General features: G+C 43.2%; 1 protein-coding gene. It reads right to left on the bottom strand.

The window, feature by feature from the left end; genetic code table 11:
* Positions 1–87 precede the first annotated feature (87 nt).
* The gene (locus A3738_RS24615) at positions 88–1,056 is read right to left on the bottom strand and encodes an alpha/beta hydrolase (RefSeq protein ID WP_068481726.1); all 969 of its coding nucleotides are present in this window, start codon (positions 1,054–1,056) and stop codon (positions 88–90) included.
* Positions 1,057–1,192: the final 136 nt, after the last annotated feature.

The raw sequence follows: 1,192 nt of genomic DNA, 5'->3' as shown, positions 1-1,192 counted from the left end.
TCGGTACATGTTGACTCGCACAAATGTAAGATTTCGAGAGTGTAAACACCCTCGCAAATGTTGCAAGGGGTTTGATCTGGGTAGGGACTAGCTATTAGCGATGCGGAGCTGCTTTTTGGTTTGCTTGATCTGTTCGGCTCGCTCAGCAGATGGCGTGGTCTCGAATGATGGAATCCATTTGCGATCATCTAGCGTGACAAAATGGCTTAACGCTTCTGTTTCGATCACTCTGATAGATGTTGGGCTTTTTAGAGCGCTCTTTAACATCAGATTTCTATTGAGAATTCTATCTACTTTAGGAATTAAGAATGTTCCATGACGCAGATGTGCATAGGCTGAATAGTCGGCTTTATCCATCCATGCGAATAAGTTTTCAATGTTACGAACAATAGTGAGATGGTCTTTTGTTGCCGTAAATAGCTTGTGTAATAACTTTTTCTTTCGTGGGTTTAGTTTGCCGAAGAACATCTGCCCGTAAGACGAAGAGGGCGTGCTATTGATTAATCGAATTACCCAAGGCCACATTCCATGACTTACAGGCTCAAGCAGCGCAGATACGAGTGGGTGAGTCTTCCCGCCAGGTAGTGCTGGTGCTTCAAGGATAACTTCAACGTGCTCGAAAAGATCGGGACGTTGATTAACTGCTTCAAGAATGACGGCTCCACCTCGAGAGTGGCCATGAATTCTAATCTTGTTCGTGGTGGGAAGGTTTTCTAAAGCTTGTGTAAGAATACATGCATCATATTCTATTGTGCCTTCCAAATACTTAATTGGGATTTCCCAACTTGCCGGCTCCGGTAAAGGGCCTTCGACTGGAATATGATAGTTACTACAGGTGATGAGGATGAGTTCGGTGCTAGGGTCTTGGTATGACTGCGTAAAATAGCAATGGTTTTCTAAGAACCCATGAACGCCAATAACGGTGTGTGTTGCATCGTCCGCATGATTCCGAACACTGACAGCGCCTTTACCGACTGTAAACACTTTGCCTGAGAACATCTCAGTATATGTTTGTGCGATAGGCTTTATTAGTTTTCGAGCGTGAGTGGCTTGCACAGCAGTTAATCTCCCCAGTAATAACCGCCGCTAGTAATTCATCCTATCTAGCGATATTTGTGCTGTCCTTAGCTTTCATTATTAATGTTATTAAAGTGTTTGACTAAATATAGATCAGTAACTATATAAAAGCTCT

Source organism: Oleiphilus sp. HI0066 (assembly GCF_001635725.1).
This window is presented reverse-complemented; position numbering and strand designations above follow the sequence as displayed.